This window comes from Azospirillum baldaniorum (assembly GCF_003119195.2).
Taxonomy (GTDB): domain Bacteria; phylum Pseudomonadota; class Alphaproteobacteria; order Azospirillales; family Azospirillaceae; genus Azospirillum; species Azospirillum baldaniorum.
Genome location: NZ_CP022255.1, coordinates 552534 through 575309 on the forward strand (window position 1 = coordinate 552534; position 22776 = coordinate 575309).

A 22776-nucleotide genomic window follows, 5' to 3' on the forward strand; every position below is an offset into this window, starting at 1 on the left:
ACAGCCCGTCCGAAAGGCCGATAAAATGCGAACGACAATCATTTGCATTTAAGTCCGAGGCATCGGCTTTTTCGGGGAAACGAGCACCATGACGACACGGGGACAGGCCGGCCAAGCGGCGTTCCGAACCGCGCGAGCGGACACCGCCACCCGCGCCCCCATCCTTCTGGCCGGATTGGCCCTGGCCTCCCTGGGCGCCGCGGCCTCGCCGCCGGCCCACGCGCAGTCGGCGGCACCGGGGGCCGCCGTCGTGCTCTCCCCGGTCATGGTCGAGGGACAGGCCGACAGCGCCGAGGCGACCGCCCGCCGCCGTCTGGAGGCGATCCCCGGCGGCACCGCCCTGGTGGCGGAGGAAGATCTGGCCGGCAAGGCGAACGTCACGGTGTCCGACGCGCTGTCCGGGGTGCCCGGCGTGGTGGTTCAGAACTTCTTCGGCGGCAATGACCAGCCGCGCATTCAGATCCGTGGCTCCGGGCTCCAACAGAATCCGGTGGAGCGCGGCATCCTGGCCCTGCAGAACGGCCTGCCGCTGAACCGGGCCGACGGTTCCTACATCGTCGGGCTGGCCAACCCGCGGCAGGCGGAGTTCACCGAGATCTACCGCGGCTACACCGCCAACCGGCTGGGCGCCAGCATGCTGGGCGGGGCGATCAACGTCATCTCCCCCACCGGCTCCTCCGCGCCGGGCTACCGGCTGGGAGTCGAGGGCGGCAGCTTCGGCCAGTTCAACACCGCCTTGCAGGCCGGCGGCAGCGCCGGACATCTCGACGGGCTGGTCCAGGTCCAGCGCAGCCAGCGCGACGGCTACCGCGATTACAACAGTTCCGAGCGCACCGGCTTCGACGCCAATGTGGGCGCCGTGCTGTCCGACACCGTCACCACCCGCTTCTTCGCCGGCTATACCGACCTGTCCTTCGACGTCGCCGGTCCGCTGACCCGCCAGCTTCTGGAATCGAACCCCAAGGCGGTCTACACCGGCCCTCGCGTGGTCAACGGTGTCGCCACCAATCCGGGACCGAACGTCGTCCGCGACCGGCCCGAGCGTGAGGCCAAGCAGTTCCGCATCGGCAACCGGACGACGGCGACCTTCGGGGCGCACCTGCTGGACGTGGCGCTGGGCTACACCCACACCGACGACACGTTCCGCTTCCCGATCTCCTCGGGCATCCGCAAGACGGAGGGTGGCGACGTCACCGCCGTCGCGCGCTACGCCTACAGCCCTGACGCCAGCCAGCCCCTGCCGCTGTTCGAGACGACCCTGCGCTACGTCGTCGGCTCGGCGGACCGCGAGGATTACCTGAACAACGCCGGCAGCCAGGGCGCCCTGTTCGGGCGCAGCACGATGGACGCCTCCACCCTGGCGCTCCACGGCGGCCTGAACCTGCCGCTGGGCAACGCGGTCACCCTGTCCCCGGCGGTCACCGTCACCCACGCCACGCGCGAGAACGACGACACCTTCGGCGCGGCGCGGCGGCCGACCATCGCCTTCAACCCGGCCAACCCGCGGGTGACGCTGCCCGCCGGTTCGATCCCCGCCGGCGACACCAGCTACGACCGCAGCTACACCGGGTTCAGCCCCAGCCTCGGCCTGACCTGGAAGCCGCTGGAGGACCACACCCTCTACGCCGCGGTCAGCCGCAGTTTCGAGCCGCCCACCCACGACGACCTGATCGCCACCGTCAACGGCACGCCGAACAGCAGCGCCGGCCGCCCGAACCCAGCCCAGCCCGGCCTCGTCTCCACCGCCTACCGCACGCCGGACCTCAAGGCGCAGACGGCGACCACCGTCGAGGCGGGTTGGCGCGGCCGTTTCGGGGTCGTCGCGGTCGATGCCGGGACCTATTACTCCTGGGTCAAGAACGAGCTGTTGAGCCTGCGCGACGCCAGCGGGGCCTCGCTCGGCGCGGTGAACGCCGACCGGACGCGGCATTTCGGCGTCGATCTCGGGCTGTCGGCCTTCCTCACCGAGCGGCTGAGCGGACGGATCGCCTACACTTTCCAGGATTTCCGCTTCCAGGACGATCCGGTGCGCGGCGACAACCGGCTGGCCGGCGCGCCGCGCCACGTCATCAACGCCTCCGCGCGCTACGACATCACCGGTGCGTGGTCGGTGGGGGCGGAGGTGGACTGGTATCCCGGCAGGACCCCCGTGGACAACATGAACAGCGTCTACACGGACGGTTACGCCACCGTCGACCTGCGCAGCACCTACGCCATCAACGAGCGTGTCAGCGTCTATGGCGAGGTGCGCAACATCTTCGACGCGACTTACGCCTCCTCGACCCTGATCGTCGATCAGGCGTCGCCCACCCAGGCGGTCTATCTGCCGGGCGACGGTCGGGCCTTCTACGCCGGCCTGAAGGTCAGCTTCTAAAAATCGGAAAGGCACCCTGCCATGACCCTGGAAACGACGGGCGCCACCCCCTCCCTGACGCTGTCCGGCATCGGCCACGCCTATCTCGGCCGCACGGTGCTCGACGCCGTGGACCTATCGCTGGCGGCGGGCGAGGTGGCGGCGCTCGTCGGTCCCTCGGGCTGCGGCAAGAGCACGCTGGCGCACATCGCCGCCGGGGTGGTCGAGCCGTCGCGGGGCCGCGTCGCGCGGCGCTACCGCCGCCACGGCATGGTGTTCCAGGACCCGCGCCTGCTGCCCTGGGCGACGGCACGGGCCAACATCGCCTACCCGCTGCGCCTGCTCGGCCTGCCCCGCCGCGAACGGCGGGAACGGGCGGAGGAGGCCGCGTGTCGGGTGGCGCTCGACCGCGCCGACCTCGACAAATACCCCGTCGAGCTGTCGGGCGGCATGCGCCAACGCGCCGCCATCGCGCGGGCGCTGGCGATCGACCCCGACTTCGTCTACTTCGACGAGCCCTTCACCGCGCTCGACGTCGCCCTGAAGCGCCGCATGCAGGATCTGGTGATCGAGGCGGCGCGCGGGGCGCGCTTCGGCGCCCTGTTCATCACCCACGACCTGATGGAGGCGGTGCGCATCGCCCACCGCGTCGTGGTCATGGACGCGCAGGGGCGCGGCATCGCCGGGACGCGCGCCGTTCCCGGCGAACCGGGCGGGCGCGACGACGGCACTGTCTACCGGCTGGTCGCCGAATTCCTGACCGACGACCCGCTGTTCCGCCACATCCACGACATCGACGAAAGGCGGACGCCATGACGGACGCGATCCAAACCGCCCGCGCGCCGACCCTCGCCGACATCCTCGGCGACGAGGGGCTGCGTCTGTTCTTCCCGCTGTCGGCCCTGCACGCCGCTCTGTGGCCGCTGCTGTGGGCGGTGGTCAACGGCTTCGCCCTGCCCTTCGACGGCGCGATCCCGCCGGGACTGTGGCACGCGCACGAGATGCTGTTCGGCTCCTTCGGCGCCGCGGTGCTCGGCTTCATCACCACGGCCATCCCGGAATGGACCGACAGCCGGCGGCTTCAGGGCCGCGCCCTCTTCGCGCTGGCGGCGCTGTGGGGAATCGGACGGGTCGCCGGTCTGGCCGGCGCCGACGCGGCGGCCGTCGTCGTCGCGGTGGCCGACACGGCGTGGCTCGCCGCCCTGCCCGTCTACGTCGCGGCGGTGTCCTGGCGCAAGCGCACGGTCCGGCTGGTCGGCGTTCTCCTCTGGCTGAGCGCGCTCGCGGTGTCCGGTGCCGTGGTTCACGCCGCGTTCGTCATCGGTGACGTGGAACGGGCGCAGGCCGGGCTGCACGCCGCCGGTCTGGTGCTGCTCGGGTTGCTCGGTCTCGTTCTGACGCGCATTTCGGTGCCCGTCACGAATCTCGTGCTCGACCCCGGTCAGAGCAGTTCGCCCTACCGGCCCCATCCGGGACGCCTCAATCTGGCGCCCGGTCTGGTCGCCATCGCCCTGGCCGGGGAGGTCGCCGGGCTGTCGCCCGCGGTGAGCGCTTATCTCTTCATCGCCGCCGGGGCCGCCTTTCTCGACCGGGTCGCGGAATCCTTCATCGGACGCGCCGTCTTCCGCGCGGAGATCCTGGCCCTGGCCGGGTCGAGCCTGATGGCGGGCGCCGGGCTGCTGCTGGTCGGCGCTTCCCGGCTGGGGGCCGGGTTCGCCGAGACGCCGGCGCTGCATCTGGCGCTGATAGGCGGGCTGGGCCTCGGCGTGCTGGCGGTCTTCGCCATCGCCGGGCTGTTCCACACCGGCCGGACCTTTCCCCTTCCAGCGGCGGCGCGTCTGGCCGTTGCGCTGCTGATCGGGGCCGTGGCCCTGCGGGTCCTGCCGGAGCTGGGCGTCCTGCCGGCGCCGCCCGGACCGCCCCACGCGCTGGCGGCCCTGCTCTGGGCGGCAGCCTTCCTATCCTGGCTCAAGGTCTATTGGCCCTTCCTGTCGCGCCCCCGCGTGGAGGAGGCCGCCGTGTGCTGATCCCGCGGCGAGACAGGCGAACCCCCATGAATCCCCCCTCCTCCTCCAAAGCCGGCGGTGGCCCCTTCCTCCTCTTCGGAGCGCTCCACGCCGCAGCGCTGGCCGCCGTCTGGGTGCCGTGGTTCCTCGGCCTCATCAGTCCGGAGATGGCGCTCTCACCCTCCTCCTGGCACGCGCATGAATTTCTGTTCGGCGTCGTGCCGGCCATCATCGGTGGCGTTCTGCTGACGGCGGCGCCGAACCGAACCGGTCATCCGCCTCCGGCCGGCTGGCCTCTGACCATGCTGCTGGCCGTCTGGATCGTCGGACGGCTGGGCTTGGCCGGATCGGCGGCGCTGGAGCCGCTGACCGTCGGGCTGCTTGCCCTGCTGTTCCCGGTCGCCCTCCTCGCTGTGGCCGGACGGGAATTCCTTCTGACGAGAAACGGCCGCAACCTGACGATCCTCACCGTCCTTTCCGTCCTGGTCGGCGCGCAGGGCCTGTTCCATTGGGAGCAGTGGCGCTTCGGGCAAAGCGCCTACGGCACGCGCCTCGCGGTGGCGGCGCTTCTGGCCTGGACCGTGCTGGAGGCCGGGATCATGCCGGGCATCGCCGGAGGACGGCGGAAGGCGTGCGGCCCCTCCCCTCCGCAAGTTCCCTCCTCCCGCGTCGACGGGGCGGCGAAGGGGCTCGGGCTGCTTGCCCTCGGGATCTGGATCGTTCAGGACGAGGGCGTTTTGAACGAACACCTGTCCGGCGCCCTGCTGCTGGCCGCCGGATTAACGCAGGCGGCGCGACTCGCGCGGTGGCGACCGCGTCACGCGCCGTCCGGGCGATCCGTGGCCGTCCTCCGTGCTTCCTGCGCCTTCATCCCGGCCGGGTTCCTGCTGGCGGCCTGGGCCTCGCTGGGCGGCGGTACGGCCTTCAACGCCGCGGCGCTCCACGCCTGGACCATGGGCGCCATTGGCGGCATAGCCCTGACGGTGCTGGCGCGGACCGCCGTCGGCCACAGTGGGCCTGCGCCCATGGCCTCCCGGCTGACGACCGGCATCCACCTCGCCGTGGCGGCAGCGGCCTGCGCGCGGATCGCCGCCGCGCTCGACCCGCAGCGCACGATGCTGCTGATTCCGCTGGCGGGTGCCTTGTGGATCGCCGCCTTCCTGACGTTCGCGCTGCTTCATGGGCGGAGGTCAGGCCGCTGGGCGAGCGGGACCGTACGGCCGGCGACACCGGACTGAGAGTCCGTCCGGAGAGGGAAACCGGCGCCCGGCTTGGGCAGGGTCTCACGTGGCGTCGGTGGCTGGACCGTCGAACTCCGCCATCGCCTTGTGCCACTGGTCCGACAGAGCTTTTGCCAAGCTGTCGGCGGTGGGGAACGACCGGCACAGCAGCGCGTCGCCATGGACGAACCGCTCGCGAAGGCTTTCGATCGTCATCGCGATCATCAATCTCAGCACGCCTTCGAATTTGCCGCGCTCGCCCTCGGTGAAGGGATGGCCGCGACGGCGGGCGACCACCGCTATGATGCGCTCGACCCACTCGGAATTCATGCGTTCGCGCATGCGCAGCACCTCCGGGTCACGCGTGGCGAGTTCGGAGAACAGGCTGTAGACGCCCGCGTTCGCCTCGTAAGCGCGGCAATAGACCGTGTTGGCGTCCAGGATCGCGTCGTAACTGCTCCTCGGCCCCCGGGTTGCGGAGCGCCGATACGTCACATGCTCGAAGAACAGGGTGACGAGGACGGCCGCGCACTCGTCCATATCCTTGAAGTGGTTATAGAACGTGCCCCGGGACAACCCAGCTTCGTCGAGCAGCGCCTCGACGGTCATCAGTTTTCCCGAAAACGTGCGAAGGTGGCGGGCGACGATCGAGAGCAGCATGTAGCGCGTCCGCTCCCGTTTCGGGCGCGTCCGTTCCCGGCTCCACATCGCGAGCACGTCTTCAAAGAACAGCGGAGCGGAGCCTTCGCCGCACGCGGGCTCGCTTCCCGGTTCATCCACACCCTCCCGCATCCTTGCGCCCTCACCCTTCGACCGAATCGGTCCTGACCATGAATGTTGGACAATCGCACTGTACCCTCTTGACGCGGTATGTTTTTATACATACTGTCATTTTTATACAATGCGTCATCACTGGACAGGCCGATGGTACCTACGATGGTGGACGTGAATAAACCTTCAAGTGGCACCTTGACCAGGGAGGCGAACCTGCAAACGAGGTCCACCGGCGCGACGATCGAGTTCCAATCCGTCAGGAAGGCCTATGGATCGGTAAAGGCGCTTCATGATTTCTCTTTGACGATTCGTCCCGGAGAGTTCCTGACGATCCTTGGATCGAGCGGGTCCGGCAAAACCACCGCGCTCAATGCACTTGCGGGCTTCTCCACGGCCGACTCGGGCGATATCCGCATCGACGGGCGTTCAGTGATCGACGAGCCGCCGGAGCGGCGAAACCTGGGGATGGTGTTCCAGAACTACTCCCTGTTCCCTCACATGTCGGTGTTCGACAACATCGCCTTCCCGCTGCGCATGCGCCGTATGCCGCGCCGGGACATCAAGGAGCGGGTGGAGCGGGTGCTGGAGATCGTGCGGCTCGGCCCGTTGGCCGGTCGCATGCCGCGCGACCTGTCCGGCGGGCAACAGCAGCGCGTCGCCTTCGCCCGGGCCATCGTGTTCGAGCCTCCGGTCCTGCTCATGGACGAACCGCTGGGCGCCCTCGATCTCAAACTGCGCGAGGCGCTTCAGTTCGAGATCAAGGAAATCCAGCACCAGCTCGGCTGCACCGTGGTCTATGTGACCCACGACCAGCGCGAGGCCCTGGCCATGTCGTCGCGCATCGTCGTGTTGCGCGACGGGCGGATCGAGCAGGTCGGCACGCCGTCCGAAATGTACGACGCGCCGCAAAGCCGCTTCGTCGCCGATTTCATCGGGCAGACCAACCTGCTTGCCGCCGACGTGGCGCAACCCGGATCGGTGGCCATACCCGAACTCGGCGTCACCTATCGGGAAAACGCATTCACGGCCCGTCCAGGCTCCTGGTACGCGAGCATTCGCCCCGAAAAGCTGCAACGCCGCCCGGCCGAAGGGCCGGACATCGCCGTGTCGGTCACCATCCAGGAGGCCGTGTTCCTGGGCGACGTGATCGAGTACAGCGCCCGCACCGACCATGGTGCGCTCATCCACTTCCGGGAACAGAGACGCGACAGGGATCGGATCCCGGAACGCGGAGAGACAGCGAACCTCGTTCTCCGCCCGTCCGACGTCGTCCTCGTTCCGGACCTCCCCAGAACCGGTCGATGAAAAGCTGAAAGAGGAGCGTTCTATGAACAAGCTGCTGTGGAGCCTCTCTCTCGGAGCGGCGCTCGTCGGCGCCGCTGGTGGTGCGGCGATGGCTCAATCCCGCGACAAGACGGTCGTGATCGCGAATTACGGCGGCGCCTGGGCGGAGACGCTCAACCGCATCTGCATCCAGCCCTTCACCAAGGAGACGGGGATCACCGTCACGCAGGCCGCGACGGAGGATTCCCTCGCCCAGATCCGCGCCCAGCAGACCACCAGGAACATTCTGTGGGACATCGCGCCCACCGAGCGTTCCGGTCTGCCGGTGTCGCAGAAGAACGGTTGGCTGGAGCCCATCGACTGGTCGGTGGTCGATCCCGAAAACAAGCTGCCGCCGATCGCCCGCAAGACCCACGCGATCGGATCGGTGGCCTACTCCACCACCATCGGCGTGCGCACGGACAAGCTGCCGGAAGGCAAGACCTTCACCGGCTGGAAGGACTTCTGGGACGTCAAGCAGTTCCCCGGCCCCCGCACGCTGCGCAACTCCCCGGCGGAGAACCTGGAATTCGCGCTGATCGCCGACGGCGTGAAGCCGTCCGAGGTCTATGACGTGCTCCGTTCGCCGGAAGGCGTGGATCGCGCCTTCAAGAAGCTCGACGAGATCAAGCCGGCGATCACCGTATGGTGGACCAGCGGGCAGCAGCCGGTCCAGCTTCTGGCCAGCGGCGAAGTGTTCTACGCGACCGCCTTCAACGGCCGGATCCAGCAGTTGCAGAAGGACAAGCTCCCGGTCGCGCTGATCTGGAACGGCGGCTCGCTCGACGTCAGCTACTATTCGATCGTCAAGGGCGCCAACAACGCCGCCGCGGCCATGCAGTTCATGAAGTACTGCTGGAACGAGCCGCAGCGTCTGGCCGAGATCGCCCGCGCCATGCCCTACTCCAGCTTCAACCCCGACCTCTACAAGATCCTGTCGGCGGAGGAGGCCAGACAACTGCCGACCAGCCCGGAAAACATGGATGTGCAGTTCGCGCTGAACGCCGAGTTCTGGGCCGAAAACCTGCCGCGCATTCAGAAGCGGTGGGAAACTTGGCGTCTGCAATGAGCGACGGCGTTTCCATGCCGCGTGATGGGATGGTGGCAGCGCGCCGACGGCGCGCGCCCCTCTCGTCCCTCTGGCTGCTCGCCCCGGCGGCCCTGCTGTTCCTCCTGGCCTTCCTCGTCCCGGTGGGCGAGGTCGCCCTGTGGAGCCTGCAGGGCGACGCCGGACTGACGGCGGAGCATTACCGGGAAGCGCTTGCCGAGGGCCCCTACCGCACCATCCTGTTCGGAACGCTCCAGCTCGCCGCCGGCGTGGCCTTCGCCTGCGTCCTGGCCGGCTATCCCGCCGCCTATTGTCTGGCGTCCTGCCCGCCGCGGCGCCGCACGATGCTCCTCCTGCTCATTCTGACGCCGCTTTGGGTCAGCGTGCTGGTGCGGACCTTCGGCTGGATCGTCGTCCTGGGCCGCGAGGGATTGGTGAACTCCATGCTGATCGGTGCGGGACTCATCGATGCGCCCCTCCAGATGCTCTACAGCCGAGGGGCCGTGTACATCGCGATGGTGCAGGTGCTTCTGCCGGTCGCCATCCTGGTCATGTTCTCCAGCATGACGACCATCAACCGCTCCCTGCTGCTGGCGTCGCGCATCCTCGGCGCCACCCCGTGGCGTGGCTTCCTCCACGTCTTCCTGCCGCTGAGCGCCGGCGGCGCGGTCAACGCGTGGATGCTCACCTTCGTCCTGGCCCTTGGCTTCTTCATCACCCCGGCCCTGGTCGGCGGGCCGAAGGAAAACATGATCGCGAACATCATCGCGACGCAGATCACGGTGACCCTCGACTGGGGGCTGGGTTCGGCTCTCGGGATGGTGCTGCTGGTCGCCGGCTTCCTGATGGTGGGCGCCGTCGCCCTGCTCTTCCGGCGCGTCACCCGGCTGAGCGGCCATGGAGGGACGCGATGAAACGAACGCTGTGGGAACAGTCCGGACGCTACCTCCTGCCCGTCTATTTCGTCGGCGTCCTCCTCTATCTGCTGCTGCCGCTGTTGCTGGTGGTGCCGATGTCGGTCAGCGAGACCCGCTATCTCAAGTTCCCGCCGACCGGATTCACGCTGCACTGGTACGAGGACTTCTTCGCCACGCCCGGCTGGATCGAGGCGACGTGGCGCAGCCTGGTCATCGCAGCCGCCAGCGCGCTGCTCGCGACCGTCGTCGGCACGGCGGCGGCGCTCGTCCTGAGCCGCGACGGCCGAGCGGTGCGGATCGCGGGACCGATCTTCCTGGGTCCGCAGGTCGTGCCGGTCATCATTCTCGCCCTCGGCACGCTCCTCGTCTTCAGCCGCTTCGGCCTGTACGGCTCCATGGGCGGCATCGTGCTGGTGCACGCCGTCCTCGCGCTGCCCTTCGTCACGACGACGGTGTCGGGAGCGCTGCGCCAGACCGGCGACACGCTCGCCAGGGCCGCCCGGGTTCTGGGTGCCCGGCCGCACGAGGCCTTCTGGCACGTCACGCTGCCGACCATCCGGCCGGCGGTCATCTCGGCGGGCGTCTTCGCCTTCTTCATCTCCTTCGACGAACTGGTCATCGCCCTGTTCGTCATGGGCCGCAACGAAACCCTGCCGATGCGGATCTGGGCCGACATGCGCCACGACCTGACGCCGGTTGTCGCGGCGGTCGCGTCGCTGCTCATCCTGGCCACCTTTGCCGCGGTTTTCCTGAGCGACCGCATCCAGCGCCGCGCCGCACGGCGCGCGGGATAACCGGTCGCGACATACCCCTCATCTACGGGCCACCCCTCATCTATGGGAAGAGTGATGTTCGCAGATTTTCGCACGGAAGAGCCCGACGCTCTCGCCCGCCGTCTGGAAACGGCAACGCTTCCGGATTCGGTGTTCGACCTCCTGGCGCAAACCGCCGCCCGGCACCCGGACGCCCCGGCGTGGCGGTTCATCGACGACGGTGTCGAGCGGAGCTGGGGCGAGGTGCTGGCCAAGGTCGAAACCGCCGCCGCGGCTTTCGCCGCGCTCGGCATCGGCCCCGGCGTGCATGTCGCGGTCATGGCCTGGAACCGCGAGGAGTTTCCCATCGCGTGGCTGGCGTTGTCCCGCCTGCAGGCGGTGATGGTGCCGGTGAACGCCACCTACACCTCCCGCGAGGTCGAGTATGTGCTCAAGACCTCGCTCGCCGCCTTCCTCATCCTGGAGGCGGAGTTCCTGCCGCATCTCGACGCGCTTGAGACGGTGTCGCTTCCCCCGTCCAGCGTCATCGTCATCGGCGATGGGGCGCTGGGCGGGCATCGCCGCTGGCAGACGCTGATGGACGAGGCGCAGGGCCGCCGCGCACCGTCCACGCCCCGCTCCGCCGACGCGGTCCTCAATCTCCAGTACACGTCGGGCACCACCGGCTTCTCGAAAGCCTGCATGCTGACCAACGACTACTGGCTTTGCCTGGGCTGCAGCTCCACCGAGTTCTTCGCCACGGACCTGCGGCGCTTCTACGTGGGATCGAGCTTCTTCTACATGGTCGGGCAGAGGATCCTGCTGAACGCGATGGTGAGCGGCGGCTGCGCCTTCTTCCCGCGCAAGCCCGGCGCCAAGCGCTTCATGCTCGATGTCGCGCAGCTGGAGTGCGACTACTGCGCGCTCTTCGAAATGGTCTACAAGCAGCCGGCCCGGCCGTCGGATGCGCACAACGCGCTCAAGCTGGCCACCATCTTCGCGTTTGGTCCGGAAAGCCACGCCGACTTCCAGCGCCGCTTCGACGTGTACGGGCAGGAGTTCTACGGCATGACCGAGATCGGCGGCGGCACCTACATGCCGGCGCACCGGATCGCCGAGATGACCGGCTCGGCCAGTTGCGGGGTGGTCGCCCCCTTCCGGGACGCGATGATCGCGGACGAGGACGGCAACCCCGTGCCGACGGGCGCGACCGGGGAGCTTTGCGTGCGTGGCCGCGGCCTGCTGAAGAGCTATTTCGGAAACGAGGAGGCGACGGCGCAGGCGTTCCGCAAGGGCTGGTTCCGCACCGGCGATCTGGCCCGCGTGGACTCCTCCGGGTACCACTACATCCTGGGCCGGACCAAGGACATGGTCCGCCGCAGCGGCGAGAACATTTCGGCCCGCGAGGTCGAGGTGGTGCTGCGCACGCTCGACGGAATCCAGGACGCCGCGATCGTTCCGGTTCCCGACGATTATCGCGGCGAGGAGATCAAGGCCTACATCCAGCTGGCGCCGGGGGTCGATCCCTCGACCTGCACGCCGGCGCGCATCGCCGATCACTGCGGGCGGCATCTCGCGGCCTTCAAGGTGCCCCGCTACTACGAGTATCGCGACTCCTTCCCCCTCACGGATTCGCAGCGTGTGCAGAAGAAGCATCTGCTGGCGGAGAAGCCCGACCTCCGCGTCGGCGCCTACGACTGGCAGGACAAGATCTGGCGCTGACGCCTGCACCCCGTCTTCCTGTGAAAAAAGCCAACCGGCCTCGAAGAGGACTTCTGACATGCCCGAGATTACCGCCCAGACCGAGGGCGCGATCCGCATCCTGACCATTTCCAACGAACCCAAGCGCAACGCGTTCGAAGGCACGATGGCCGCGGATTTCCTAGGCCACCTGAACGACGCGGACGGCGACGCCGCCGTGCGGGTGGTCGTGGTGACGGGCGCCGGCGACATCGCCTTCTCAAGCGGACACGATCTGAACGAAATCGCCTCCGGCGCCCACGCGGCGACGAATCTGGGAGAGGCCCCGTTCCTGCGCCCGCGGGACATGACGAAGCCGGTCATCGCGGCCGTCAACGGGCACTGCTACGCGGCCGCGCTCATCCTCGCTTTGTCCTGCGACCTGCGTGTCGCGAGCGTCAACGCGACGTTCGGGTCGCCGGGCGCCCGCCTGGGCATGCTCCCGGAGGGTGGGCAGATCGGCCGGTTGCCACGCCTGATGTCGTCCGCACGCGCCTTGGAACTGATGCTGACGGCCAATCCCCTGCCCGCGGACGAGGCCTACCGAACCGGCTTCGTCAACCGTCTGGCCGGACAGGGCGAGGCGTTGCAGGAAGCGCTCGTCCTGGCGCGTGCCATCGCCAAGAACGCGCCCTCGGTGGTGGCCGCGATCAAGGCCGGAGTGATCCTGGGGGAGCGCGAGGGGATCGACGCCGCCGGCGCCTATGAGGCGACGGTCGCCCGCCGGCTGGAAAAAGCGGCGGACGCCCGCGAAGGCGTCAGCGCCTTCCTGGAAAAGCGCGCCCCTGTGTTCCGTGGCGGCGCGTGACGGTGCCCATCCGACATCGTCTTCAACGAAGAGAAAGAACCACCATGGCCGAGAACTTCACAGCCTTTGTCATCGAGGACGTCGACGGCAAGCCGAAGGGTGGCTTCACGACGCTGACGCTGGCCGACCTGCCGGACAACGATGTGCTGGTCGAGGTCGCCTGCTCCACCCTCAATTACAAGGACGGACTTGCCGTTTCCGGCAAGGGCCGGATCGCCCGCAAGCTGCCGATGGTCGCCGGCATCGACCTCGCCGGCACCGTGGTCGAATCCCGCTCTCCCGCCTGGAAGCCCGGCGACAAGGTGGTCGCCAACGGCTGGGGCCTGTCGGAAACCCAGTGGGGCGGCTACACCCGCTTTCAGCGCCTAAAGGCGGAGTGGCTGACCCGTCTGCCGGACGCCTTCTCGTTCGAAGAGGCCATGGGCATCGGCACCGCCGGCTACACCGCCGCGCTGTGCGTGGACGCGCTGGAGCGGTGGGGCGCGGTCCAGCCGGGCGGCAAGGAGGTTCTGGTCACCGGGGCGGCCGGCGGTGTCGGTTCGGTCGCGGTGGCGCTGCTCGCCAAGCGCGGTTACCCGGTGGTCGCCTCCACCGGCCGGCCCGAAACCCATGATTACCTGCGCAGTCTCGGTGCCAGCGGCTTCATCGACCGCGCCGCCCTTCTGGACAAGGGCGCCCCCTTGCAGAAGGAGCGCTGGGCCGGCGGCGTCGACTCGGTGGGCGGACAGACGCTGGTCAACGCCCTGTCGCAGACGGTCTGGGGCGGTGCCATCGCCGCCTGCGGTTTAGCCGGCTCGTCCGATCTTCCGGGGTCGGTCCTGCCGCACATCCTGCGCAACGTCGCGCTGCTGGGCGTCGATTCCGTCATGGCTCCGCAGGACCGCCGCGACGCCGCCTGGGCACGGCTGGCCCGCGACCTGGACCGGAACGCGCTGAAGACGATGTACGAGGTGCAGCCCTTCGACGCGCTGCCCGAACTGGCGACGAGGATTCTCGCCGGGAAGATCCGCGGCCGCGTCGTCGTCGACGTGACCCGTTGAGGACGGTTCCGGCCCGTCCGGCAGCCCCGCCCGCTGCGGAACCTTGCGGTTCCGTGGCGGGGCCGCCCTGAAACGACGTCGCCGGAGCCCCTTGCGCGACGGCGTCCCGTCACTCCGGTTTGCGCACCAGCGTCGCGATCAACGGGAGGGCGATGTCCCACTCGGTGTCGCTGCGGGCCGAGCCTTTGTGGATGCGGATGCCGTTGCCCGGCTTGGTCTTGCTGATCATGAAGACATCCGACGACACCACGCCGATGCCCCGCTCGTAGAGCATTTCGGCGATGGCCGTGGAATCAGCCCCAGCCCCTGCGCGGCGGCCTTCACGCTGGCCAGCACCACCGGGATGGCGTGCTGGGCGCCGGCGGTCGGGGCCCCGGACCCGGCTCGCAACTGCATCTCCAACATCCGGCTGGACGGGCTGGCCCCGGAGCAGGCCGTCGCGCGGATCGCCGATCTGGTCCGGGGCGTTTGGCGGGCGCGGGTCAGCGGTGTCGCGCTCGCCGCCGCCGTCGGCCAGCGCCTTGAGCGGAGCAGGCCGGTGTCCACATCGCCCACGGAGCGTGCCGGGCATCGCGGCGCGGACACACCACCAAGCGCCTCCTTCCCAAGGCCGTAAGCCCGCGCGAGCGGCGTCCTGCACCGGCGTGAGCGCGGCATCGACGGCGCTGGGCCGAGCGGTCTCCTCCTTTTGACCGTGCGGAACAAGGCCGTCGATCTGCCGTGACGACGCCCGAGCCTCTTTGTCCCTGCGCAAACCGCAAGCCGTTCGGCGTGGCCAAGCTCAGCCCAGGCGTCACCGTGCCGCCATTCCATGGGCGCCGGCCTGACACTCGGGAGGTACACTGCGCGTGTATTCTCATATTATGAGAAACCACTTTCATATTGCGAGAAGATTTGTTGACGCGACGTTTGGGTTGGCCAATCATCCGAACGCCAGCCACACACCGCAGAATTGATCGTTCCCGTGTCAAAAGCACCGTCATCAAACCCAGCTCCTTCGCCCGAACGCGAGGCCGGCACCGCAGGCCCGAGTGGAGCGCAGGCGATCTTGCGGGCGATCACGCTTCTGCGCGCCGTTGCGCGAACCAACGACCGTGGCGCCCGCGCCAACGCACTGGCGGCGGAGACGGGGTTGTCGGTCGCCACCACCCATCGCATCCTCGGGGTGTTGGCGCAGGAAGGGCTGCTGACCCACGATCCCTATTCCAAGCTCTATCATCTCGGGATGGAGCTTTCCGTGCTCGGCGCGGCGGCCCAGGAATTCTCCATCCGTGACCGCCTGCGCCCGGCGCTGGAGCAGATCGCCCTGGAGGTCGAGGACACCATTTTCCTGCTGATCCGGTCGGGCAACGACGCGGTGTGCATCGACCGGGTGGAGGGCAGCTATCCGATCCGCACCCTGACGCTCGACATCGGTGCGCGTCGTCCGCTCGGCATCGGTGGCGGCGGTCTGGCCCTGCTCGCCTTCCTGCCCGACGCCCAGCTCGAAGCCGTGCTGGCGGCCAACGCCCAGCGCTACTCCAGCTATGCCGACTTCACGGTGGAGGACATCCGGCGCTTCGTCTTCGAAGCCCGCGAACTCGGCTACGCGCTCAACAACGGCATCCTCCGCCCGAACGTCGCGGCGGTCGGGGTGCCCGTCCTTGGTGCCGACGGCCGGATCGTCGCCGCCGTCAGCGTCGCCGCCATTCCCGACCGTCTGCCGGAAGACCGGCAGGAGCGTGTCGCCGAAATCATCGCCCATCATGTCCAGCGCGTCTGGGGCCAACGTGTCTGGAACACCGCCGACGGCCGTCCATGAAGCCGTTCATGACACCCATGCCCCCGGCCCTCTGACCACATCCGACGCGCACCGAAGAAGGCGCGCATCCCAGGAGGAAAAGAAATGAGCCATGCCCTGAGGGCGGTCGCCGCGGCCGCCACCGCCATCCTTTTGTCTTTTGCCGCCCCGGCGCCGGCGTCTGCCGGCAAGGCCGACGACACGCTGAACATCGCCTGGGCTGGCGAACTGCCGACGCTCGACCGCTACTTCAACGTCCTGCGCGAAGGCGAGCTGGTCGCGCGCATGGTCTTCGACTCGCTGCTGACCGTCGATCCGCAGACCTTCGACTACAAGCCGCTGCTCGCGTCCTCTTACCGCTTCGTCGACAACCGAACGATCGAATTCGAACTGCGCCGTGACGTGCGGTTCCACGATGGCGAGCCGTTCGACGCCGACGACGTGGTCTACACGCTGAACCTGATGGCCGATCCGGCGACCCGGGTTCTCAGCCGGCAGAACGTGGATTGGATCGAGAAGGTCGAGAAGATCGACACGCACATGGTGCGCCTGACCATGAAGGCGCCGACACCGCTGGCCCTGGAGTACCTGTCGGGACCGCTGCTGATCTATCCGCGCGACTATTATTCCAAGGTCGGCAGCCAGGGCATGGGGTTGCGTCCGGTCGGCACCGGCCCCTACAAGGTGACCGCGTTCGATCCCGGCAAGCGCATCGTCTTCGAAGCCAACCGCGCCTATTTCGACGGCAGCCCCAAGGGCCGGCCGACCATCGGCCGCATCGTCCAGCGCACCATTCCCGACCAGAACACCCAGATCGCCGAGCTGCTCAGCGGCGGCGTCGACTGGATCTGGAACGTGCCCAACGATCAGGCGGCCAAGCTCGCGTCCATGCCCAACGTCGTGGTGCAGAACGCGCAGACGATGCGCTTCGGCTATCTGGCGTTCGACGCCTCCAACCGCACCGGCCACGCCTCGCCGGTCAACGACGTCCGGGTCCGGCAGGCCATCGCCCATTCCATCGACCGCAAGACCATCGTCAAGCGGCTGGTCCGCGGCGCCTCCGAGGTCATCGACGCGGTCTGCTTCCCGACCCAGTTCGGTTGCGTCCAGGACGTGGCGACCTACGACTACGATCCGGTCAAGGCGAAGGCGCTTCTCGCCGAGGCCGGCTATCCCAACGGCCTCGACATCGAGTTCCACGCCTACCGCGACCGTCCGGTGGCCGAGGCGATGATCGGCTACATGAAGGCCGTCGGGATCAACGCCAAGCTCACCTACCTGCAGTACGAGGCGCTGCGGGACAAGGTCTACAACGGCGAAACCGACTTCACCTTCATGTCCTGGGGCTCCTACTCGATCAACGACGCGGCGGCCAGCGTCAGCCAGTTCTTCAAAGGGTCGAAGGACGATTACGCCCGCGATCCGCAGGTGATCGGCTGGCTGGAGGGCGCCGATTCGGCGATCGATCCGGCGACGCGCAAGGATCTCTACGGCAAGGCGTTGCGGCGCATCGCCGAACAGGCCTACTGGCAGCCGCTGTTCACCTACAACGTCAATTACGTCCACAGCAAGGACATCGCCTTCACCCCGACGGCGGACGAGATCCCGCGCTTCTACGCGGTGACCTGGAAATGAGCCGTCCGCCGGCCGCCGCCCCGCCATCCCTTCACCACTCCTCCCTTCCGTGGAGTCCGCCATGCTGGCCTACAGCTTGAAGCGTCTGCTTCTGGCCGTGCTGGTCGCCGTCACGGTCTCCGTCGGCTCCTTCGCCCTGCTGCGGGCGGCTGGAGACCCGGCGGTGGCCATGGCCGGCCACTCCGCCACGGCGTCCGACATCGAGTTCATCCGCGAGACCTACGGCTTCAACCGCCCCCTGCCCGTCCAGTACGCCGACTGGCTGGTCAAGGCGCTGCAGGGCGACTTCGGGGAAAGCCTGTATTTCCGCATGCCGGTCAGCCGCATGCTGGCCGACAAGCTGCCGACCACCATGACGCTCGGCGGGCTGGCGCTGGCCTTCGCGCTGTGCGTCGGGCTGCCGCTCGGCATCATCGCAGCGATCCGGCCGAACAGCTGGATCGACCGCGCGGCGCTGCTGGTCTCCGTCACCGGGCAGGCCATGCCGACCTTCTGGTTCGCCCTGGTGCTGGTCGTGCTGTTCAGCATCACCTTTCCGCTGCTGCCGCCGTCCGGTTCGGGAACCTGGAAGCACTTCGTCATGCCGACCGTGGTGCTCGGCTATTACGCCACGCCGGCGATCATGCGGCTGACGCGGGCGGGCATGCTTGAAGTGCTGGCCTCCGACTACATCCGCACCGCGCGGGCCAAGGGGCTGCATCCGGCCGTGGTGCTGCTCAAGCACGCCCTGCGCAACGCCGTGATCCCGGTGGTCAGCCTGTCGGCGGTGCAGTTCGGCTTCATGCTGGGCGGCTCGGTGGTGGTGGAGACGGTGTTCGCCCTGCACGGCACCGGCCAGCTCGCCTGGGAATCGATCAGCCGCTCCGACCTGCCCACCGTGCAGGCCATCGTGCTGGTGCTGTCCAGCTTCTACGTCGTCCTCAGCCTGATCGCCGACCTTCTCAACGCGTGGCTCGACCCGCGCATCCGGGTGGCTTGAATGACCATGTCCGAAACCCTCCGGGCACCGGCCGCGTCCGCCGCCGCCGCGCCGCCGCCGACCCCCGGCCAGATCCTGCGCCGCCGCATCCTCGGCCATTGGAGCCTCATGGGTGGGCTCGCCGTGCTCGGCCTGATCCTCCTGCTCGCCGTGCTGGCCCCCTTCGTCGCGCCCGACGACCCCTACCGGCAGGATCTCATGGAGCGGCTGGTGCCGCCGGTGTGGAACGCCGAGGGAAGCTGGACCCACCCGCTCGGCACCGACCATCTCGGCCGCGACTATCTCAGCCGTCTGCTGTACGGCGCCCGCGTGTCGCTGCTCATCGGCTTCGCCGCGGCGCTCGGCTCCGGGGTGATCGGCACGACGCTCGGCGTCTGCGCCGGCTATTTTCGCGGGCGCGTCGACATGGTGGTGACCTTCCTGGTGACCGTGCGGCTGTCCACGCCGGTGGTGCTGGTGGCGCTGGCGGTGGTGGCGCTGTTCGGCGGTTCGCTGGAGGTGGTCATCCTGGTGCTGAGCGCGCTGCTGTGGGACCGCTTCGCCATCGTCATGCGCACCTCCACCATCCAGGCCACCAGCCAGGACTACGTCCTGGCGGCGCAGGCGGTGGGCTGTTCGGTGCCGCGCATCATCTTCGGCGAGATCCTGCCGAACGTGCTCAACAACCTCATCATCGTCGCCACGCTGGAGATGGCGCACGCCATCCTGCTGGAGGCGGCGCTGTCGTTCCTCGGGCTGGGCGTGCAGCCGCCGCTGCCGTCCTGGGGCCTGATGGTCGCCGAGGGGCGCTCCAACCTGTTCTTCGAACCCTGGCTCATCGCCATTCCGGGCGTCGCCCTATTCCTGCTGGTGCTGGCCATCAATCTGGTCGGCGACGGCGTCCGCGACGTCACCGCCCCGGACGGCCGCACGTGAGGTCCCCGTCATGACCCCCATCCTCGAAGTCGAAGGGCTGTGCGTCGACATCCCGACGCCGGCCGGAACCCTGCACGCCGTGCGCGACGTCTCCTTCCGGGTCGGCAAAGGCGAAATCCTCTGCATCGTCGGCGAGTCCGGATGCGGCAAGTCGCTGACCTCGCTGGCGCTCATGGATCTGCTGCCGGGGCGCGCCCGGCGCGAAGCCCGACGGTTGTCCTTCGCCGGCACCGACCTGGGCACCCTGTCGCAGAAGGCGATGCGGAACCTGCGCGGCAACCGGATGGCGATGATCTTCCAGGAGCCGATGACCTCGCTCAATCCGGCCTTCACCATCGGCAACCAGATGGCCGAGGCGCTGCGCTGCCACACCCGCGCCAGCACCGCCGAAGCGCGCGAGCGGGCGGCCGAGCTGCTGACCCTGGTCGGCGTGCCCGCGGGCCGGGACCGGTTGAACCAGTACCCGCACCAGCTCTCCGGCGGCCTGCGCCAGCGGGTGATGATCGCCATGGCGCTGATGGGCTCGCCCGACCTCCTCATCGCCGACGAACCGACGACGGCGCTGGACGTCACCATCCAGGCGCAGATCCTTCACCTGCTGGAGGACCTGCGCGACCGCACCGGGCTGTCGATCGTCCTCATCACCCACGACCTCGGCGTCGTCGCCCAGCTCGCCGACCGGGTCGTCGTCATGTACGCCGGCTCGGTGGTCGAGGAGGGACCGGTGGACGAGGTCTTCGGACGGACGGCCCATCCCTACACGCGCGGTCTGCTGGATTGCGTTCCGGTTCCCGGGCGCACGCCGCCGGGATCGCTTCTGGGCTCGATCCCCGGCGTCGTGCCGAGCCTGATCGGCGCCATTCCGGGCTGCCCCTTCGCCGCCCGCTGCAGCTTCGCCGCGGACGCCTGCCTGACCCGTCAACCACCCCTGCGGTCTGCCGGCGCCGGCCACAGCCACAGCTTCCGCTGCATCCTGGAGGGCTCGGCATGATCCCCGTCACCATTCCCGGCCCCGAGCGGGCCGTGTCCACCGACGCCGTTCTCGAACTGCGTGGGGTCAGCCACACCTATCAGGTCCGCCGCTCGCCGTTCCGCAAGAGCGTGCCGCTGCGTGCGGTGGACGACGTGTCGCTGTGCGTCCACCGCGGCGAGGTGCTGGGCCTCGTCGGAGAATCCGGCTGCGGCAAGAGCACGCTGTCGAAGATCCTGCTGGGCCTGCTCCCGCCCAGCTCCGGCGCGGTGCTGATCGACGGCGCCGCGGTGTCCGGAGCCGGGCAGGCGGCGTTCGCCCGCCGGGTCCAGCCGGTGTTCCAGGACCCCTACTCCTCGCTGAACCCGCGCAAGACCATCGCCCAGATCATCGGCCTGCCGCTGGCCGTGCACGGCATCGGCGACCGCGCGGGCCGGCGCCAGGCGGTCACCGCCATGCTCGATTGCGTCGGCCTGCCGCGGCGCGTCCTGGACACCTATCCCAAGCAGCTGTCCGGCGGCCAGCGGCAGCGCGTCGCCATCGCCCGCGCCCTGATCATGCGCCCCGAGGTCGTGGTCTGCGACGAGCCGACGTCGGCCCTCGACGTCTCGGTGCAGGCGCAGATCCTCAACCTGCTGACCGAACTGCGCCGCGAGTTGAATCTCGGCATGCTGATGATCAGCCACAACCTTGCGGTCATCGAGCACATGGCGACCTGGATCGCCGTCATGTACCTCGGCCGCATCGTCGAATCCGGGCCGACCCGCGCGATCTTCGAGCGGCCGCGGCATCCCTACACGCGGGCCCTTCTCCAGTCGGTGCTGACGACGGTTCCGGGTCACGGCATCCCCGATCCGCTTCCCGGCACCGCGATCCCCAACCCGGTCGACCGGCCGGCCGGCTGCGCCTTCCACCCGCGTTGCCCTCTGGCGACCGACCTGTGCCGGACCGTTCCGCCCTCGCGCGTCGCCGATGCCCGTCAAGGCGGGTTCGTCGAATGCCATCTGTTCCCGGCCGGCGAAGCGGAGGCGGCATGACCATGCATCGGGGCAACCATGACGACCCGCACACCGTCGTCACCGAAGAGCGCTACATTCCGGCCAAGGACGCCGGCATCCAGCTCTACCTGCGCAACAAGCGCCCGGCCGGTGTCACCGCGTTCGGGGCGGAGCGCACGGTGCTGCTGGTGCACGGCTCCAGCTATCCCGCCCACACCGCGTTCGACCTGCCGCTCGACGGCATGTCGTGGATGGATTACATGGCCGGGCGCGGCTTCGACGTCCACTGCCTGGACCTCCGCGGCTTCGGCCGCTCCACGCGCCCCCCGGAGATGGACCGCGCGGCCGCGGCGGCGGAGCCGGTCGTCGACACCAGCACGGCCCTGCGCGACGTCGCCGCCGCCGTCGAGCACATCCTGGCAAGCCGCTCCATCGACCGGCTCTGCCTGATCGGCTGGTCGTGGGGCGCCACCCTGGTCGGAGCCTACACGGCCGAACACGGCGAGCGCGTGGCGCGGCTCGTGCTCTACGCCCCGCAATGGCTGCGCGACACCCCGCATCCGGCGGGCGGCTGCACGCCCCTGGGCGCCTACCGCACCATCACGGTGGGGGACGCCCGGCAACGCTGGCTGTCCGGCGTGCCGGAGGACCGGCGGGACGCGCTGGTGCCGCCGGCGTGGTTCGACGCCTGGGCCAGCGCGACCTTCGCCTCCGACGCCGTGGGCGCGACGCAGGAACCGCCGGTCATCCGGGCTCCGAACGGAAACATCGCGGACTCCATGACCTATTGGTGCTCCGGGCGTCCGCTCTACGACCCCGGGCGCATCCGCTCCCCCACCCTGGTGGTGGTCGGCGCCTGGGACGCCGACACCCCGGTCGCGATGGCCGAACAGGTGTTCCGGGAGTTGGGAGCGGCCTCCCGACGCCGCATGGTGGTCATCGGCGACGCCACCCACACCGTCCTTCTGGAGCGGAACCGCATGCAACTGTTTCGTGAGACGCAACTTTTCCTCGAGGAGCAGGGCTGAGGGTGTTGTCAGGCCGGCCCGATCCGCTTCACCGCCTCAATCAAGTCCAGGAAGCCTTGAACCGAGTGGTAGGGGTCCTGCGGATCGTCCGCCAGCGCGAAGCAGGCCTGCAGACGGTCCCAGTCCGGCGTGGGGCGGAACTCCTCGAGCGGCATCGTCAACTTGTCGACAACCGGGCGAAGTGAAGGCACGGCGGACGGCAGCGGTCTGCTGGACACCTCGAAAAACTGTGGCGTTGCAAACGCTCCAGTGATTGCCTTGGTTTGAAGGCTGGGGAAGGACGGAAGATGGTCGTGCAACCTGGGCTGTTCGATCTTCAGGACCGCTACGCGGGCCTGAGCAACAGCGGCGATCCGCTGGAGCGTCTGTTGACGGTGGTGAACTTCGAGGTTTTCCGGCCGCCGCTGGACGCGGTGCTGGTGTTCAACATGCCTATGCTTCGCCCTAGGACTTGGAGCACCGCCAAGGCGATTTGGAATTAACGGTATCT

At 68.7% G+C, this 22776-nt stretch carries 22 protein-coding genes and 1 pseudogene; 20 read left to right on the plus strand and 3 right to left on the minus strand.

What is annotated here, in order from left to right:
• Window positions 1-88 precede the first annotated feature (88 nt).
• From Sp245p_RS24775 to Sp245p_RS24790, 4 genes are read left to right on the plus strand one after another with little or no spacing between them, the layout of a single operon-like run.
• A complete protein-coding gene (locus Sp245p_RS24775) occupies window positions 89-2374 on the plus strand; it encodes a TonB-dependent receptor family protein (protein ID WP_109138981.1) in 2286 nt (761 codons plus the stop codon).
• Between the two features lie 21 nt (window positions 2375-2395).
• On the plus strand, window positions 2396-3169 hold the full coding sequence (locus Sp245p_RS24780; RefSeq protein WP_014198838.1) for an ABC transporter ATP-binding protein: 774 nt from the start codon (window positions 2396-2398) through the stop codon (window positions 3167-3169).
• Complete coding sequence (locus tag Sp245p_RS24785; protein WP_014198837.1) at window positions 3166-4380, plus strand: NnrS family protein; 1215 nt, start codon at window positions 3166-3168, stop codon at window positions 4378-4380. Before Sp245p_RS24780 ends, Sp245p_RS24785 begins: the two co-directional genes overlap by 4 nt.
• Before the next feature lie 26 nt (window positions 4381-4406).
• On the plus strand, window positions 4407-5597 hold the full coding sequence (locus tag Sp245p_RS24790) for an NnrS family protein (protein WP_014198836.1): 1191 nt from the start codon (window positions 4407-4409) through the stop codon (window positions 5595-5597).
• Between the two features lie 45 nt (window positions 5598-5642).
• Here the strand turns inward: Sp245p_RS24790 and Sp245p_RS24795 are convergent, their stop codons facing one another.
• Window positions 5643-6359, minus strand: coding sequence for a TetR/AcrR family transcriptional regulator (locus tag Sp245p_RS24795; RefSeq protein ID WP_158310437.1), 717 nt, complete (start codon window positions 6357-6359; stop codon window positions 5643-5645).
• Window positions 6360-6515: 156 nt separating this feature from the next.
• Between Sp245p_RS24795 and Sp245p_RS24800 the strand changes: the two genes are divergently transcribed.
• Genes Sp245p_RS24800 through Sp245p_RS24830 form a run of 7 tightly spaced genes read left to right on the plus strand, consistent with a single transcriptional unit; the run spans window position 6516 to window position 13981 of the window.
• A complete protein-coding gene (locus tag Sp245p_RS24800) occupies window positions 6516-7658 on the plus strand; it encodes an ABC transporter ATP-binding protein (protein WP_109139037.1) in 1143 nt (380 codons plus the stop codon).
• Window positions 7659-7680: 22 nt separating this feature from the next.
• Window positions 7681-8745 (plus strand): ABC transporter substrate-binding protein, encoded by a 1065-nt coding sequence (locus Sp245p_RS24805; protein WP_014198832.1) that lies wholly within the window; start codon window positions 7681-7683, stop codon window positions 8743-8745.
• A 14-nt stretch (window positions 8746-8759) separates the two neighbouring features.
• Complete coding sequence (locus Sp245p_RS24810; RefSeq protein ID WP_129557222.1) at window positions 8760-9638, plus strand: ABC transporter permease; 879 nt, start codon at window positions 8760-8762, stop codon at window positions 9636-9638.
• Window positions 9635-10435, plus strand: a complete 801-nt coding sequence (locus Sp245p_RS24815) for an ABC transporter permease (protein WP_014198829.1) — start codon at window positions 9635-9637, stop codon at window positions 10433-10435. Before Sp245p_RS24810 ends, Sp245p_RS24815 begins: the two co-directional genes overlap by 4 nt.
• A gap of 54 nt (window positions 10436-10489) precedes the next feature.
• Entirely contained in the window at window positions 10490-12115 is a 1626-nt protein-coding gene (locus tag Sp245p_RS24820; protein WP_014198828.1) for a class I adenylate-forming enzyme family protein, read from the plus strand.
• A 58-nt stretch (window positions 12116-12173) separates the two neighbouring features.
• Window positions 12174-12941 carry an enoyl-CoA hydratase/isomerase family protein gene (locus Sp245p_RS24825; RefSeq protein WP_014198827.1) on the plus strand — a complete coding sequence of 256 codons (768 nt, stop codon included), beginning with the start codon at window positions 12174-12176 and terminating at the stop codon, window positions 12939-12941.
• A 44-nt stretch (window positions 12942-12985) separates the two neighbouring features.
• Complete coding sequence (locus Sp245p_RS24830) at window positions 12986-13981, plus strand: MDR family oxidoreductase (protein WP_014198826.1); 996 nt, start codon at window positions 12986-12988, stop codon at window positions 13979-13981.
• A 109-nt stretch (window positions 13982-14090) separates the two neighbouring features.
• Here the strand turns inward: Sp245p_RS24830 and Sp245p_RS35110 are convergent, their stop codons facing one another.
• Window positions 14091-14255 carry a hypothetical protein gene (locus tag Sp245p_RS35110; RefSeq protein ID WP_165359997.1) on the minus strand — a complete coding sequence of 55 codons (165 nt, stop codon included), beginning with the start codon at window positions 14253-14255 and terminating at the stop codon, window positions 14091-14093.
• 69 nt (window positions 14256-14324) lie between these two features.
• Between Sp245p_RS35110 and Sp245p_RS24835 the strand changes: the two genes are divergently transcribed.
• From Sp245p_RS24835 to Sp245p_RS24870, 8 genes are all read left to right on the plus strand, one after another.
• Window positions 14325-14597, plus strand: a complete 273-nt coding sequence (locus tag Sp245p_RS24835) for an ethanolamine ammonia-lyase light chain EutC (RefSeq protein WP_109138984.1) — start codon at window positions 14325-14327, stop codon at window positions 14595-14597.
• Between the two features lie 432 nt (window positions 14598-15029).
• A complete protein-coding gene (locus Sp245p_RS24840; protein WP_014198823.1) occupies window positions 15030-15782 on the plus strand; it encodes an IclR family transcriptional regulator in 753 nt (250 codons plus the stop codon).
• An 84-nt stretch (window positions 15783-15866) separates the two neighbouring features.
• Entirely contained in the window at window positions 15867-17396 is a 1530-nt protein-coding gene (locus tag Sp245p_RS24845; protein WP_014198822.1) for an ABC transporter substrate-binding protein, read from the plus strand.
• A 61-nt stretch (window positions 17397-17457) separates the two neighbouring features.
• Window positions 17458-18375 carry an ABC transporter permease gene (locus Sp245p_RS24850; protein WP_014198821.1) on the plus strand — a complete coding sequence of 306 codons (918 nt, stop codon included), beginning with the start codon at window positions 17458-17460 and terminating at the stop codon, window positions 18373-18375.
• Window positions 18376-19290: an ABC transporter permease gene (locus Sp245p_RS24855; protein ID WP_014198820.1), complete on the plus strand. Its 915-nt coding sequence runs from the start codon at window positions 18376-18378 to the stop codon at window positions 19288-19290. It abuts the gene before it with no gap.
• Window positions 19291-19300: 10 nt separating this feature from the next.
• On the plus strand, window positions 19301-20281 hold the full coding sequence (locus tag Sp245p_RS24860; RefSeq protein WP_014198819.1) for an ABC transporter ATP-binding protein: 981 nt from the start codon (window positions 19301-19303) through the stop codon (window positions 20279-20281).
• On the plus strand, window positions 20278-21297 hold the full coding sequence (locus Sp245p_RS24865; protein WP_014198818.1) for an ABC transporter ATP-binding protein: 1020 nt from the start codon (window positions 20278-20280) through the stop codon (window positions 21295-21297). Before Sp245p_RS24860 ends, Sp245p_RS24865 begins: the two co-directional genes overlap by 4 nt.
• Entirely contained in the window at window positions 21294-22286 is a 993-nt protein-coding gene (locus tag Sp245p_RS24870; protein WP_211101777.1) for an alpha/beta hydrolase, read from the plus strand. The genes Sp245p_RS24865 and Sp245p_RS24870 overlap by 4 nt, the downstream gene beginning before the upstream one ends.
• A gap of 8 nt (window positions 22287-22294) precedes the next feature.
• Here Sp245p_RS24870 and Sp245p_RS35115 read toward each other — a convergent pair whose 3' ends face one another.
• Entirely contained in the window at window positions 22295-22447 is a 153-nt protein-coding gene (locus Sp245p_RS35115) for a hypothetical protein (RefSeq protein ID WP_158310435.1), read from the minus strand.
• A gap of 126 nt (window positions 22448-22573) precedes the next feature.
• Here Sp245p_RS35115 and Sp245p_RS24875 point away from each other — a divergent pair.
• A pseudogene (locus tag Sp245p_RS24875) lies at window positions 22574-22705 on the plus strand (IS5/IS1182 family transposase); the annotation flags it as partial.
• Window positions 22706-22776: the final 71 nt, after the last annotated feature.